Raw genomic sequence first — 14,280 nt, 5'->3', positions numbered from 1 at the left:
TCAGCTTCGCCAGAACGCCGGTGACAGGACAATCACGACACTCAGGATCTCCAGACGCCCCATCAGCATACCCACTGACAGCACCCATTTTGCGGCATCAGGCAGGGGCCCGAAGTTCCCTGCAGGACCAATAATGTCGCCCAGCCCCGGGCCCACGTTGGTCAGGGAGGTGAGGGCGCCTGACAGGGCTGTCACGAAATCCAGCTGCATGGCGGCCAGGGCAATCGTGATCAACAGGAGACAGAGCAGGAAAATAAACGTGTAGGCAATCATTGACGAGATGATCTCATCACTGACTGCACGACCGTTGTAGTTACGGGTAAGCACCGCTCTCGGGTGCAGGAGCCGCATCAGCTGTTCCCGCAGAATGATCAGGGAAAGCTGGAACCGGAAAATCTTCATACCGCCAGCGGTCGAGCCGGAACATCCGCCAACGAACATGAGGAAGAAAAACAGCACGAATGCCAGTGGCCCCCAGGCTGAATAATCCTCGGACGCGTAACCGGTGGTGGTTACTACGGAGGTGACGTTAAAAAGCGTAGCTGCGTAGTTGTGAATGGGATCAAACGGAACGGGAGACACCATCCAGCGATAGAGGGTCAGTAACAGTGGCACGAAAAACAGGATCGCCAGAAACAGGCGAACTTGCTGGTCCCTGAAGAGAACACCGTGTTGGCCATGCATTTCGCGCACAAACAGGAAAAACGGCAGACTGCCAACGATCATGAACAGGGTCGCTTCCATGAGGATCAGATCATTGAACTTGCCCATGGAGAGATCCGAGGTGGAAAAACCGCCGGTGGCAATACTGGTGAGTCCGTGGTTGAAGGCGTCGAACAGTGTCATGCCGGAAAAGTAGTAGGTCACTACCGCTATGATCGAAAACGCCAGGTAGACGACCAGCAGGCCACGACTAAGGGTTTTCATTCTTGGCAGCGCCTTGTCGGTCCACTCAGAGGACTCCGTGGCGAACAGCCGCATACCACCCACACGCAGAAACGGAAGCACGGCAACGAACATACCGATAATCCCGATGCCTCCGATCCATTGCAGAATCGAACGCCAGATCAACAGATCCCGATCCATATCATCCAGTCCACTGAGCACGGTTGCTCCGGTGGTGGTAATACCGGACGTGCCCTCGAAGAACGCGTCTGCAGCGGAAATGCCAAGGTCGCTCAGATAGAAGGGAAGGGAGGAAAACAGCGCAATGATGAACCAGGACGAAACCGTGAGCACGAACATGAACCGTGGTTTGAGTTCGCGCGGCTTACGGTAGGTGGTGGCCATTCCCAGGATGCCGAGGCCACAAGAAATAGCAGCCGATTCCGCAAACGCCATGGCATTCGGCGTCTCGGAGCCCGCAAGTAAAATGACAGGCAATGTCATGAAAATGCTCAAAAGCACGAACATGACGCTGACAATGAAGATGACGGGGTAGAGATTTCTCAATGGATGCTCGAGCCAGCTGATACCGGGAGACGGCGTCAGAATACCTGTGGGGTCAGGCTTCCGCAAGGTAACACCGCGCGGATGCTAAAATTACTTGGGAATTAAATCGGTGTAAATAACGCGTAAATGCGGATCTTTCGGATGGTAAAACTCGTGGGTCTGGTGCAAGTTCAGCGATGAATACCGAATGATTCGGTTAAGGAGATCCTAGAATGAAACACGTACGTTCAATTGCCGTTATTTTTGCTGCCGGTCTGTCTGCTGCCGGGACAGCGTCCGCCCAGGACATGTACAAGTCTGGCGTAGGCGGTCTTTACTCAGGCCTGAACTACACCTTCATGAATCTTGAAAGTGGTAACGCGGACGCAGATGTAGGCACTCTCTCCGCCAAAGTTGGCGTGATGGCGACGCCGTATCTGGGTATCGAAGCGCGGGGCGGTTTTGGCGTGGATGATGACCGCATCGGCGGGGTCGATTTTTCACTGGATAACTTTTTCGGCGGCTATGCCACGTTCAATCTGGCCAACGAATCACCGATTACGCCATACGCTATCCTTGGCTTTACCCGGGTTGAAATCGAAGCTTCTTCATTTCTGGGAACCGCAACAGAAGACGAGAGCGACGTGTCCTATGGCATCGGCATGAACATGGAATTTGCGCCCAACCTGTCCGGCAACCTTGAGTACATGCGTTACTATGAAGACAGTGATGCCGAAATCGATGGCCTGGGCGTCGGCATTCAATTCAACTTCTGAGACCAGGCCACCGGGGAGACTGTTTGAACCATCTGGCTCATGTATTTCTCGCGCCGGACTCGCCCGAAGCACGGGTGGGCAGCATCCTCGGCGATTTCAGCCGGGGTGTCGATCTTTCGGCACTCCCGGACTCGGTGAAGCAGGGCGTTCGCCATCACAGGGCGGTCGACAGCTATACCGACCAGCACCCTGACGTGCTTGCCAGCAAGCAGGTGTTCTCCCGTCAACGACGCCGATTTGCCGGCGTCGCACTCGATATTCTCTACGATCATTTTCTTCTCAAGCACTGGGACCGATTCAGTGAGGTTGAGCGTGATGCCTTTATTCGTCGTACCTACAGGGAGTTGCAAGAAAAAGAGCATTTGATGCCAGACAAGATGGCTCGAGTTACGCAACGGATAGTATGGAACGACTGGTTCGGGGCCTACCAGGATCTTGATAACATCGGGTACGCGCTGGATCGTGTTGCCGGGCGCATACGATTCAGAAATGGCTTCACAGGCATCATCACGGAAATTCGCGCAAACCAGGATGAACTTGAGCGAAACTTTTTATCTTTTTTTCCGGATTTACAGGAATTTGCAGGAGGTATTGAATGAGGTTTGTTAGCAAATTAGGTGCGACTGCTGCAATCTTTTGCCTATCCACAATGGTTGTTTCGCAAGAGTCCGAACCAAGCGTTGAAAAAGGGCCGCCTGAAACCCTTGGCTATGTTGAATGGGTTGTAATGCAGGACACCAGCCTTCGGCTCAAGGCTCGCCTCGATACCGGCGCCAAGACCTCTTCCCTGCACGCAGTCAATGTAGAACCGTTTGATAAGGACGGAGAGGACTGGGTCAGCTTTCAGATTCCGCTCGGCGACCACAAAGATCAGCCCACAGAAGGTGAGCTGGACCATGAGAGCGTCATTATCGAATTGGAACGACCGGTCGAGCGGACTGTTCTGATCAAACGAAAAGGCGCGCCGTCCCAAAGACGATACGTGGTAATGATGGATTTCTGCATCGCCGGAACCAGCCACACCACTCAGTTCTCCCTGACTGACCGTGGCAAATTCTCCTACCCGGTCCTTCTCGGGCGCAGATTCATGCGCGATGACAATATCCTTATCGATTCGGCAGATTCCTTTCTTGCCGAAAGGGAGTGTGAATACATGACACTCGAAGAGCTGGTCGAACAACATGAGGCGCACGTGCGCGAGGCGGCAGACGCCAAATAGCTCAACCCAAGCTCTCGTTAGCTCCCTCCCAGAGCCGCTTTTTCCATTTCAAGGTAAACGCGATAGGCGTTTGCCTTGTTAGAGGCATCGAACGCTGGCAGGTTTTTGTATCGTGACCAGTCTGTCTGCTGGTAGGCGTCATCAAACTGCATCCATTGATCTACCGCATCCCCCATCTTTTCTCGAACGTACGCCAGATAATCATAGGTAAAATTCAGGGCAGCCATAGCGTTTCCGGATGCCCGGCCATGCCCGGGTATCAGAATCTCCGGCTCAAGAGCTCTGACTTCGTCGATTGCTGACATCCAGTTCGCGGTATCAACCTCGGAACTTGCCAGGAAAGGGACACGGCCATTCTGAATAATATCGCCGGAGAACAGAACACCTGCTGGTTCTACTAACATCAGACTGTCATCCGGAGCATGAGCTGGTCCGGCGTGCAATATCGTGAAACGGAAACCGCCTGATTCGAACGTCGTCGTCTCATCGAAAGTCATGTCTGGAGCGATCAGACGGGTTTCGTCATTAACCCAGGGTGACAGCGCCACTTTACGCTGCTCCAACCTTCGATCCGCGTCGGGACTCTGGATATAGGCCGCTGATGATTCCTGAGCAATGATCTTTGCCTCTGTATGATCCCTGAACGCCTGGAGCCCATACACATGATCTGCATGATAATGGCTGATCACCACATGAGTGATGGGTAGTGCAGTCATTTCGCGTATTTTGGCGATCATTTCGAAGCCAAGGCTGGGCGTTCCAAGGGCATCGAAAACCACCACACCCTTTCCAGTAATGACAAACCCGGAATTGGCAGTGAAGCCCTCGTTTTCAGGACCGGGAACACCAGACTGACCAGCGAAATAGTAAACGTTTTCGGCGCTAACCGACTCTGCCTCAAACGGTATTGAGAGCGCAGGGTAGGCCGACGAGGATTCCGCCATAAGGTTTCCAGCCCCGAAGATCATCGTCGCCAATATTCCGGCTGTAGTAATACCGCTTTGAATTTTTTTGTCCCGCATTTGATGTTTCTCCTTGGCCGATTACGGTCCTACAAACGCCATGGATAACCGCGTCTTACACGTATTTTATGTCATTCAAAAACCACCTTTTCCTTCCGGCGCTGGGCTGATCCTGCTCCAAAAACCACTTGTAACCTGATTTCAAGACGGCTATAAATAAAGTTATATCCTTATAACAGAAACAACAAGTCCGTCATTGCAGTGCTTCACTGATGCCGGCCGACTGTCCCGAAAGGGCATCGAAGGAGGAGAAAAATATGCTCGGCAAACTTCGCCGACTCAGCCAGGGTGTATCCGAAATCGCCCTGGAAGAGTCCGAACGCTTACCCTCAGCAGAACGCAGACGGTTTCTCAGAAGCGGCTTGTTCACAGCTGGTGGTGCCATGGTTGGCGGTGCACTCGCAGGCATCGCACCCAAGGCTCTGGCGGCAACCCAGTACCCCCCTGAAATACCCTCATGGACCCGCTCGCTGGGGCCGGGTGTCGTGGCCGATCCCTATGGCGTTCCATCACCTTTTGAGAAAGATGTCATTCGGCGAAACGTACCCTGGCTAACCGCGGACAAGGTTTCGTCCATCAGTTTCAGCCCGCTTCAGCACCTGAAAGGAATCATTACGCCGAACGGTCTTTTCTTCGAACGGCACCATGCAGGACGTCCCGAAATCGATCCCCAACAGCACCGTTTGATGATTCATGGCCTGGTAGACCGGCCAATCATTCTCTCTATGGAAGATCTGCAGCGTTTTCCGAGCGTTTCCCAGATCAATTTCATTGAGTGCCCCGCAAACGGCGGCATGGAATGGCGTGGCGCACAGCTCAATTCACTTCAGTTTTTGCATGGCATGGTCAGTTGCGCCGAGTGGACCGGCGTAAGGCTTTCAACACTTCTGCAGGAAGCGGGAATCCAGCCCAAAGGCAAATGGCTGCTGGCCGAAGGCGCTGACGGTGCCGCCATGACCCGAAGCATTCCACTCGAAAAGGCTCTGGACGATGTCATTGTCGCATACGCCCAGAACGGCGAAGCACTGAGGCGGGAGCAGGGCTATCCGATTCGCCTGGTGGTGCCAGGCTGGGAAGGAAACACCCATGTGAAATGGTTGCGGCGCCTGGAAGTGGGAGACAAGCCCTGGATGCAACGGGAGGAAACTTCCAAGTACACCGATCTGATGCCTGATGGTACTGCTCACGGTTTTACCTGGGTAATGGAGGCCAAATCAGTCATAACCTCGCCATGCCCGGAGATGCCGGTTCGAGGCAAGGGTATTTGCCAAATCGAAGGGCTCGCCTGGAGCGGACGAGGCAAGGTCAGAGCGGTCGATGTTTCGGTTGACGGTGGGAAGAACTGGCAACAGGCCCAGCTCAGGGAGCCGGTGATGTCCAAATCTCTGACCCGATTTTCTCTGGAATGGAAGTGGGATGGCAATCCGGCACTCTTACAGTCGCGAGTCATCGATGAAACCGGTTATGTGCAGCCAACGCTTGGGCAACTGAAAGCGGCTCGCGGCACCAATTCGATTTACCACAAAAACGCCATCCAGACCTGGAAAGTCAACGCAGACGGGAGTGTCGTCAATGTTCAGCTTTCTTAAATCGTCGCGTGCTTTGCCGGGAATCTGTCTGGGCGTAGCGCTCGTCTCCGCGCCGATGACCGGTGTCGCGGAACCGGCAGGCCATTATGGATACGGTGCATCCGCGACCGAAGAACAGATTGCGGCCTGGGATATTGATGTCCGGCCTGACGGCATGGGGCTTCCAGAGGGCAGCGGCAGTGTTGATGAGGGTATGCAGGTCTATGAAACCTACTGCTCATCCTGTCACGGCGCATTCGGTGAGGGGATGGGCCGTTACCCCAAACTGGCAGGGGGTGACGGAAGCCTCGCAGAGGATCGTCCCGAGAAGACCGTCGGAAGCTACTGGCCCTACGCCTCAACACTCTGGGACTACATTCATCGCGCCATGCCTTTCTTCGCGCCCCAGTCCCTGACCGATGATCAGGTCTATGCGCTCACGGCCTATGTGCTGAATCTGAACTACATCGTGGAAAGCGATTTTGTAGCCAACAAAGAAACCCTGCCGGAAGTGGTTATGCCCAATCAGGATGGCTTCACCTGGGAGGATCCACGTCCGGTTGTCAGCAATGAACGCTGTATGAAGGACTGCAAAGAGTCGGTGACGGTTTCCGACTCAGCAGCTGGGAAAAACCTGACTCCGAGCACCACCGGCCCCCTTGATGAGGGGATTACAGAATAAGAAGGCTGATCTGGAGTCGAGGCTCCAGGAAACAAGGCTGAGGAGGACTGCGTAATGCGAAAAGGGCTCATCTCTTTGTGCTTGACCACACTCGCACTGAGCGCGACAGCGCCGGTGTTTGCCGAAACAACCCAGGCTGATATCGACCGCGGTAAAGAACTCGCATACAGCCGAAAAGACGGAAACTGCCTTGCCTGCCACAAGATGGACGACGGCAAGCTTACCGGAAATATCGGGCCGGAACTTGCTGAAATGAAGGCCCGCTTTCCAGACCGAGAAATGCTGTTCAAACGCATCTGGGACGAAACCCAGTTCAATCCCGTGACGGTGATGCCACCGTTCGGGAGACACATGATCCTGAGCAAACAAGAAATCAACCGGATCATCGATTACCTGTATACGCTTTAACTGCGAAGGAGAAGTTACCGTGACTGACCAAAGGCGAAGAGGCTTTTTGAAGGGGATGCTGGGCGCAGGTGTCGCCGGGTTCGCACTGGGTTCCGGCATTGTGCCGCTACGAGTCGAGGCCGCGACCGCTCCCGACGCATCTGATTGGCCGGACAAGGCCTTCAAGACCCCGGGGGTGGATGACACCATCGCCGAACTTTACGGGATGGAAGCGAGCGAGTCCGACAAGATCACCATGGACCTGCCGACTATTGCCCAGAATGGCGCGGTTGTGCCCGTGACTGTCGAAACCTCACTACCGAACGTGACTGGCATCGCGCTGTTGGTTGCCAAGAACCCCAATGCCCTGGCGGCCTATTTCGACGTTCCTGAAGGCACACTGCCTTTCGTGTCCAACCGCCTGAAAATGGCTGAGACGACGGATGTCGTGGCAGTCGTTATTTCCGACGGCAAGGCCTACAAGGCGACCCAGAACGTGAAAGTTACCGTCGGCGGCTGCGGCGGCTAAAAGCAAATCGGACAGGAGAACAACAATGGCGTCCAGTATCAGAGTTCGAGCAGTAGAGAATGGCGGCGTGACATCACTGAAAGCCCTGGTTCGACATCCCATGGATTCAGGCTTCGTTAAGGATTCAGCAGGGAACGTCATCCCGGCGCATTTCATCAAGGTTCTTACCATTGCTCACAAGGGCAAGAACGTTTTCGTGGCCAACTGGGGCCCGGCGGTATCCAAGGATCCCTTTCTGGAATGCCGATTCGAGGGTGCCAAGAAGGGTGACGAACTCACCATTAGCTGGGTCGACAACGAAGGCGAAAGCGATTCAACCACCGCAACGATCGCCTGAGAATTGGCCGCCGGGGGATTCTCCCCGAGCAGCCGAATAGGAGGATTGGATATGCTTAAAGCGAAAGTCATTCTGGTCTCGCTCGGTATTGCACTGGCCATTCCCCAGGCAATGGCGGGCTCGACTCCGGAAGAGGACAGGAAAGAGGCGGTTGAATACTTCAAACAGATGTTCCCGGATGTTCCGTTTGAGGAGTTTGTTAACGGCCAATATGCCCTGAACGAGGATCGGCGAAAGCAGTGGGAATCTATGCAGGACTTCCCACCTTACGAATTTGCGGTGGCAGAAGGCCAGGAAATGTTCGAGACGCCTTTTGCCAACGGCAAGACCTACGCTAGTTGTTTCGAAAATGACGGCATCGGGATTCGCCAGAACTATCCGTACTTCGACACGAAAAAGAATGAAGTTATCACGCTTGAGCTCGCCATAAATCGCTGCCGTGAGGCCAACGGTGAGAAACCGCTGAGATGGAAGAAAGGCGCTATTGCCTCGATTTCCGCCTACATGGCTTCGACCTCCGAGGGCAAGCCTATTGATATCAAGGTTCCCGACAATCCCGATGCCATGGCAGCGTACCAGGATGGCAAAGAGTTCTATTACAGCCGGCGCGGGCAGCTGAATTTCTCTTGCGCAAGCTGTCATGTGCAAAACCCTGGCAAGTGGATTCGGGCAGACTTCCTGTCGCCAGCGTTGGGCCAGCCCGCCAACTTCCCGGTACACCGGTCCAAGTGGGGCGAACTGGGCACACTGCATCGCCGCTTCGCCGGCTGTAACAACAACGTGCGCGCGGATCCTTTGCCAGCCCAAAGTGAGGAATATCGAAATCTTGAGTACTTCCTTACCTATATGAGCAATGGTTTGCCCGTTACTGGACCAGCGACGCGGCCATAGGCCTGGATCCGAAAGGGAGAAACGCAATGAAAAAGCCTTTACTCACAATCGCCATATCGCTCGCCCTGTCTGCTCCGCTCGCTGTCCAGGCGGGCGAGAAAGAGGACTTCGAAGAGCTCTACGCTAAAGCGCAAAGCACTCATAAGGATGCGGGAACCTTCCAGTGGACGGTAACGGGTGATCGGTTAAAGGCAGCGAAATCGGCTGCTGACAATGGTGAACACAAGAAAGCCAAAACAATGGCGAATGAAGCGCTAAAACTCGCTGAAGAGTCGGTCGCCCAACGAAAGAAACAACAGGAAGCCTGGCGCATGGTGGCAATAGGCAACTGATCATCGCTCCGAAACAACCAGCCACCCCATGGAAAATGGGGGCAGGCTGGTGAGCTCCCATAACGACTAAGAAAAGGAGAGGGCAGTGACAATTTCCCGAAGAGACTTCCTGATGGCCATGCAAGCGGCAGCCCTAGCCGGGCTCGCCCCAAAACTTGCTTTGGCAAAAGGCGGCGAGGGACTGTACGACGCTCCTAAGTTTGGTAATGTTCGGCTGCTGCATCTAACGGATATTCATGCCCAGTTGCTCCCGGTTCATTTTCGGGAACCAAACGTTAACTTGGGAATTGGTCCCAGTAGGGGCAAGGTCCCACACCTTGTAGGCAGTCACTTCCTGGACCATTTCGGCATACCTTCTGGTGGCCGGCGCTCCCATGCCTTCACCTATCTGAATTACACCGAAGCCGCAAAGGAATACGGAAAGCTTGGCGGGTTCGCCCATCTAAAAACCCTCATAGACCAACTTCGCGAGCAGGCAGGTGAAGGTAACTCACTTCTGCTGGATGGCGGTGATCTATGGCAGGGCTCCGGAACAGCTGTCTGGACCAACGGTGAAGATATGGTCGAAGCCAGCAATCAGCTTGGTATCGACGTACTGACCGCACACTGGGAATTCACCTATCCGGAAGCGCAGATTCGCAAGAACCTGAGCGCCTTCAAAGGCGAGTTTGTTGCCCAGAACGTCTTTCTTTCTGACGAAGCCATGTTCATGGGTGCGGAATCCTTTGATGAAATGAGTGGCCGGGTTTTCAAGCCATACACCATCCGCGAACTAGGGGGCAAACGGGTCGCAGTCATAGGCCAGGCGTTTCCTTACACCCCGATAGCCAACCCTTCCTATTTTATTCCTGACTGGCGCATGGGCATTCGCGAATCGGAGATGCAATCTCTGGTGAACGAGATCCGGGAAAAGGAAAAGGTCAACGCGGTGGTTGTGCTTTCTCACAATGGCATGGACGTCGACCTGAAAATGGCAAGCCGCGTTACAGGTATCGATGCCATCCTTGGTGGTCATACCCACGATGCGGTTCCACAACCGACGGAGGTTACCAATCCGGGCGGTAAGACATTGGTCAGTAACGCCGGTACCAATGGGAAATACGTTGCAGTCCTGGATCTGGATATCGGCAATAACGGCGTGCGAGGCTACGAGTACAAACTGTTGCCCGTGTTCTCTGACCTGATTAAACCGGATCCCTCGATGACCAGATTCATTGAGGAGGTCCGCGCGCCATATCTGGACAGGCTCGGCGAAAAGCTTGCTGTGGCCGACGAGCTGCTTTACCGACGTGGCAATTTCAACGGCACCATGGACCAGGTGATCTGCGATGCGCAACGCCAGGTGCTTGATGCCCAGATTGCCCTGTCGCCAGGCTTCCGGTGGGGCACGACTGTGCTACCAGGCGATAACATCACCATGGAAGACGTAATGAACGCCACAGCGATCACCTATCCGGAAACCTACGTGCGGGAAATGTCCGGCGCCGACCTCAAACTGATTATGGAGGATGTGGCCGACAACCTGTTCAACAAGGATCCTTATTATCAGCAGGGCGGCGATATGGTTCGCGTTGGCGGTATGGATTACACCTGCGATCCCACCGGCACAATGAACGGTCGGATTTCAGATATGCGCCTGGATAATGGCGAACGAATCGAAGCGAACAAAATGTATAAAGTTGCTGGTTGGGCCACGGTTAACTCGCGGGCGCCAGGTCGACCAATATGGGATGTAGTTGCCGATTATCTGCGTTCCGAAAAGACTGTAAAAATCGAAAAGTTCAACACTCCGAAGCTCAAAAATGTCCAGGGAAACCCGGGACTTGAAGACTATGCAGGGTAACTGATGAGCCCGATTCTCATGAAGGTGCCAATCACTGTGCTGATGGGCCTCGCGCTTTTGATAGCGTCAGGCCTGCTTCACGCGGAACCTTTGAGTGAGAGCAAGCCTTTTGCCGAGAAATTCCTGCTTCTGCAGTTAAGTGACGGTGAAGCTGAAAAACAGAACAAGGTTCTGAGCGTCGCGGCCAACCTGATCGAGTTTTACGGCCCCGATGCCATCGATATGGAAATTACGACATTCGGACCCGGTGTTCGCCTGATGTACGCAGATAACAGCCGCCGGGAAAAAATCAGTAGCCTCATTGCCCAGGGTGTCCGGTTCACTGTCTGCATGAACACAATCAACACCATTGAGAGAGAGTCCGGCAACCGACCGGCCCTCCATCCGGACAGTATCCCGGTTGACGTGGGGGTGGCTCACATTCTCGACGAGGTTGAGAAAGGCTATGTTCTCGTTCGCCCATAATCGTCTGGTCCCAGAAAGGAAGCATGCCATGAAAACCACATTTACAAGGTCCCTCACATTAGCGGCAGCTATGGCAGCCAGCGGTCTGGCTGGCGCTCAGGAATCCAATCAGCCAGTAATGGTGGAAATCAAGAAACTGTCGATGGATACCGCACTGAGAATCGCAAAAACAGCCATTGATGCCTGCCGGGAGCAGGGTGTTCAGGTGGCAGTAACGGTCGTCGACCGGGGAGGGCATCCACAAGTCGTGTTGCGGGACGTGTTGGCAATGGACCTCTCGCTCGAGGTCAGCTATCGGAAAGCCTATACGGCCATGACCTTCACCAGTCCGACCTCGTCCCTGGAGGACCGCTTCACCGGGCCATTCTCCGTCGGCAAGGTTGAGAAAGTTTTGCTCTCGGCGGGAGGTGTGCCCATTCAGGCCAGTGGTGAAACCGTTGGTGGGGTGGGTGTAAGTGGCGCGCCCTCAGGAGAGACTGACGAGATGTGTGCCCAGGCAGGTGTTGCAGAAGTAGAGATGGATCTGGAGATGGCCTCCTTCTAACGGTCGAATAAATCGGTAAATCATAATGATACGAGGGTTTCTGAAAGTCGTTTGGCCACTATTTCTGGTCCCGTCAATGGCCGTTTCTGAGCCATACCCGGATGCAGTCCAGACACTGGTTGCCGACGGACTTACGATAGAGGCCAGCTTTGATGCGCCAGGAGGGCTAAAAGGCTTTGTCGGCCGCAGAAGCGGGCGTTCGGTATCGCTTTATCTCATGCCGGATGGAGAACACGTAGTGGTTGGCAAGATGATGGACGGTTTTGGTCAGGATCTCAGTTCAGATCATATCAGGCGCTGGCTACCGGATCCGGACCTGACAGGTGCCTGGCAAAGACTGGCGGATGCTGCCTGGATTTCCGAGGGACCGGTTGATGCCACTCGAATCGTCTATGTCTTCTCAGATCCTAATTGCGGCTATTGTCTGGTGTTTCGCGACAAGGCGCAGACGTATCTAAAGCGGGGAATCGAGTTACGCCATATCATGGTTGGAATCATTCAACCGTCCAGTCTTGCAAAGGCGGCCAGTGTGATCGGGGCTGAAGATCCAATCAGCAAACTCGAGTTCCATGACAGCCAATTCCCCAGGGATTGGATGGAGTCTGACGACAATGTTCCAACAGACTTGCGAGAAAAGGTACAGAGCAACAATCGTTTGATGACCAGCCTGTCTGCTGCAGCAACTCCATCCGTGTTTTATCGAGACTCGAAGGGAAACGTTCGCAAAATCGTGGGTTTGCCGGACGACTCGGCGTTATCCGAGGCGGTGTTCAGACATCCGGACTGATGCAGTGTGGTAAGGAGATCAACCATGGGACTAAAAGATCTGTTCTTTGCGCTATTAATACTCCCCGGATTTGTTGCGGCCAGTGGTGGCGTTCCCGAGAAACTGAAACTGACGACGGTCACCGACCGGGCCTATTCGGCCATAGGTGCTACCGCTCCGGGCACCTATGAAAACCATGGCCACAATAACAATCTCAGCTTCATCATTACTGAGAAAGGCGTGGTGGTGTTCAACGGCGGCGATAATTATCTGCTTGCGAAAGCCTTCCACAATTCGATCCGCAGTATCACGGAAAAAGACGTCAAATACGTAGTAAATGAAAACGCCCAGGGTCATTCCATGTTGGGTAACAGTTACTGGCGTGATCAGGGCGTTCCGATCATTGCTCAGAATGAGGCTATCCGGGAATTCGAGCACCAGGGCGATGCCAAACTGGCTTCAATGAAGCGACGGAACAAGGAGAAAGCAGAAGGAACGTACGTTGCTGTTCCGGATATCGGTTTTGACACGCAGCACGACCTCAATATGGGCGACGTGCAGATACAGCTACATTATTTCGGCCCTGGGCATTCTCCGGGGGATATCGCACTCTGGGTGCCAGAGGAAAAGTTACTGATCACTGGAGACCTTGGTTTTCACCAGCGCCTGCTGGCTGTTTTCGAGGATACGGAGACCGGAGCATGGGTAGAATCCTTCGATAAGATGACAGCGCAACTGGATCCGGAGATAGTGATTCCCGGTCACGGAGAACCGACGACAATAGACGTTGTTACCGAAGAGACCCGAGGCTATCTCGTTTTTCTGCGTAATGCGGTCATCGAAATTCTCGAGCAGGGTGGCGGCCTGGACGATGCCTACAATATTGACCAATCACAGTGGTCTTATCTGGACACCTTTGAGGAGCTCGCCGGGAAAAACGCTGGACGGGTTTATCAGGATCTGGAGTTTGAGTATTTCTGATTCCCGAATATCGGAGATGATGTCCAGGGTGTAACGCCAGAACATCGCAGGCGAGGGCACTCCCAATGCCCCCGCCGTATTCAGCCGGTCATCTTATAGATATTCACATCTTCTCTGAGTGCATATCCAAGATCCATTCAACCAGCTTTCTGGCCTGTTTTTCGGTGACTTCAGCTCTTTCATCCATTTCTGGCATTTTTGCTGAACCCCAGTGATCCTCCCCACCGGTCATTACAACTTTGACCAGCATGTCCGCATCATCTTTAGTGTATTTTTGAGCAATACTTTCGAATCCCGGAGCGCGGGGCACTTCAGCGCCGGTAGCGTGACATGCTATACACTGTTTTTCTTCAGCTAGTTGCATGGTGCTCTTGGCGTGGGAGTCTGCCAGTGCCGTGGCAGGGCCAATGCAGAGGCAGAGTACAGTGAATCCAATTGCCTGTTTCATATCGGCGTCCCTCGATTAGACAATCATTTGACCATCCGAGATTACCGCCTTGGCCTTAA

Annotated in this window: 18 protein-coding genes; 15 read left to right on the top strand and 3 right to left on the bottom strand. The window is 53.9% G+C overall.

Features of this window, described 5'->3' with window-relative positions; translation table 11 throughout:
- Positions 1–1,413: a TrkH family potassium uptake protein gene (locus FMN52_RS01890; protein WP_205424888.1), complete on the bottom strand. Its 1,413-nt coding sequence runs from the start codon at positions 1,411–1,413 to the stop codon at positions 1–3.
- 251 nt (positions 1,414–1,664) lie between these two features.
- On the opposite strand from FMN52_RS01890, the gene FMN52_RS01885 reads away from it, so the two are divergent.
- Genes FMN52_RS01885 through FMN52_RS01875 form a run of 3 tightly spaced genes read left to right on the top strand, consistent with a single transcriptional unit; the run spans position 1,665 to position 3,426 of the window.
- Positions 1,665–2,207, top strand: coding sequence for a porin family protein (locus tag FMN52_RS01885; protein WP_148607030.1), 543 nt, complete (start codon positions 1,665–1,667; stop codon positions 2,205–2,207).
- 23 nt (positions 2,208–2,230) lie between these two features.
- Entirely contained in the window at positions 2,231–2,806 is a 576-nt protein-coding gene (locus FMN52_RS01880; protein ID WP_148607029.1) for an ACP phosphodiesterase, read from the top strand.
- Positions 2,803–3,426 carry an ATP-dependent zinc protease gene (locus FMN52_RS01875; protein WP_148607028.1) on the top strand — a complete coding sequence of 208 codons (624 nt, stop codon included), beginning with the start codon at positions 2,803–2,805 and terminating at the stop codon, positions 3,424–3,426. Before FMN52_RS01880 ends, FMN52_RS01875 begins: the two co-directional genes overlap by 4 nt.
- A gap of 17 nt (positions 3,427–3,443) precedes the next feature.
- On the opposite strand, the gene FMN52_RS01870 is transcribed toward FMN52_RS01875, so the two are convergent.
- Positions 3,444–4,448 (bottom strand): MBL fold metallo-hydrolase, encoded by a 1,005-nt coding sequence (locus FMN52_RS01870; RefSeq protein WP_205424883.1) that lies wholly within the window; start codon positions 4,446–4,448, stop codon positions 3,444–3,446.
- A 257-nt stretch (positions 4,449–4,705) separates the two neighbouring features.
- Here FMN52_RS01870 and soxC point away from each other — a divergent pair, with 257 nt between their 5' ends.
- The 12 genes from soxC (at position 4,706) to FMN52_RS01810 (ending at position 13,773) form a co-directional block, all read left to right on the top strand.
- On the top strand, positions 4,706–6,037 hold the full coding sequence (soxC, locus tag FMN52_RS01865) for a sulfite dehydrogenase (RefSeq protein ID WP_148607027.1): 1,332 nt from the start codon (positions 4,706–4,708) through the stop codon (positions 6,035–6,037).
- Positions 6,021–6,698, top strand: a complete 678-nt coding sequence (locus tag FMN52_RS01860) for a cytochrome c (RefSeq protein WP_205424882.1) — start codon at positions 6,021–6,023, stop codon at positions 6,696–6,698. Before soxC ends, FMN52_RS01860 begins: the two co-directional genes overlap by 17 nt.
- A 54-nt stretch (positions 6,699–6,752) precedes the next feature.
- Entirely contained in the window at positions 6,753–7,106 is a 354-nt protein-coding gene (soxX, locus tag FMN52_RS01855; RefSeq protein WP_148607026.1) for a sulfur oxidation c-type cytochrome SoxX, read from the top strand.
- A 19-nt stretch (positions 7,107–7,125) separates the two neighbouring features.
- Positions 7,126–7,614, top strand: a complete 489-nt coding sequence (gene soxY, locus FMN52_RS01850) for a thiosulfate oxidation carrier protein SoxY (RefSeq protein WP_205424881.1) — start codon at positions 7,126–7,128, stop codon at positions 7,612–7,614.
- A 25-nt stretch (positions 7,615–7,639) separates the two neighbouring features.
- Positions 7,640–7,951, top strand: coding sequence for a thiosulfate oxidation carrier complex protein SoxZ (gene soxZ / locus FMN52_RS01845; RefSeq protein WP_148607025.1), 312 nt, complete (start codon positions 7,640–7,642; stop codon positions 7,949–7,951).
- A 51-nt stretch (positions 7,952–8,002) separates the two neighbouring features.
- Positions 8,003–8,842 carry a sulfur oxidation c-type cytochrome SoxA gene (gene soxA, locus FMN52_RS01840; protein WP_148607024.1) on the top strand — a complete coding sequence of 280 codons (840 nt, stop codon included), beginning with the start codon at positions 8,003–8,005 and terminating at the stop codon, positions 8,840–8,842.
- 26 nt (positions 8,843–8,868) lie between these two features.
- Positions 8,869–9,174 (top strand): hypothetical protein, encoded by a 306-nt coding sequence (locus FMN52_RS01835; protein WP_148607023.1) that lies wholly within the window; start codon positions 8,869–8,871, stop codon positions 9,172–9,174.
- A gap of 85 nt (positions 9,175–9,259) precedes the next feature.
- Positions 9,260–11,017: a thiosulfohydrolase SoxB gene (soxB, locus tag FMN52_RS01830; RefSeq protein ID WP_148607022.1), complete on the top strand. Its 1,758-nt coding sequence runs from the start codon at positions 9,260–9,262 to the stop codon at positions 11,015–11,017.
- 3 nt (positions 11,018–11,020) lie between these two features.
- Complete coding sequence (locus tag FMN52_RS01825) at positions 11,021–11,482, top strand: hypothetical protein (RefSeq protein ID WP_205424880.1); 462 nt, start codon at positions 11,021–11,023, stop codon at positions 11,480–11,482.
- 28 nt (positions 11,483–11,510) lie between these two features.
- Positions 11,511–12,026 carry a heme-binding protein gene (locus FMN52_RS01820; protein WP_148607021.1) on the top strand — a complete coding sequence of 172 codons (516 nt, stop codon included), beginning with the start codon at positions 11,511–11,513 and terminating at the stop codon, positions 12,024–12,026.
- Between the two features lie 25 nt (positions 12,027–12,051).
- Entirely contained in the window at positions 12,052–12,813 is a 762-nt protein-coding gene (dsbG, locus tag FMN52_RS01815; protein ID WP_148607020.1) for a thiol:disulfide interchange protein DsbG, read from the top strand.
- A 24-nt stretch (positions 12,814–12,837) separates the two neighbouring features.
- Complete coding sequence (locus FMN52_RS01810) at positions 12,838–13,773, top strand: MBL fold metallo-hydrolase (RefSeq protein ID WP_148607019.1); 936 nt, start codon at positions 12,838–12,840, stop codon at positions 13,771–13,773.
- 103 nt (positions 13,774–13,876) lie between these two features.
- On the opposite strand, the gene FMN52_RS01805 is transcribed toward FMN52_RS01810, so the two are convergent.
- A complete protein-coding gene (locus tag FMN52_RS01805; protein WP_148607018.1) occupies positions 13,877–14,221 on the bottom strand; it encodes a c-type cytochrome in 345 nt (114 codons plus the stop codon).
- Positions 14,222–14,280 lie beyond the last annotated feature (59 nt).

Source organism: Marinobacter sp. BW6, from assembly GCF_008107725.1.
In the GTDB taxonomy this organism is placed as follows: domain Bacteria; phylum Pseudomonadota; class Gammaproteobacteria; order Pseudomonadales; family Oleiphilaceae; genus Marinobacter.
This window is presented reverse-complemented; position numbering and strand designations above follow the sequence as displayed.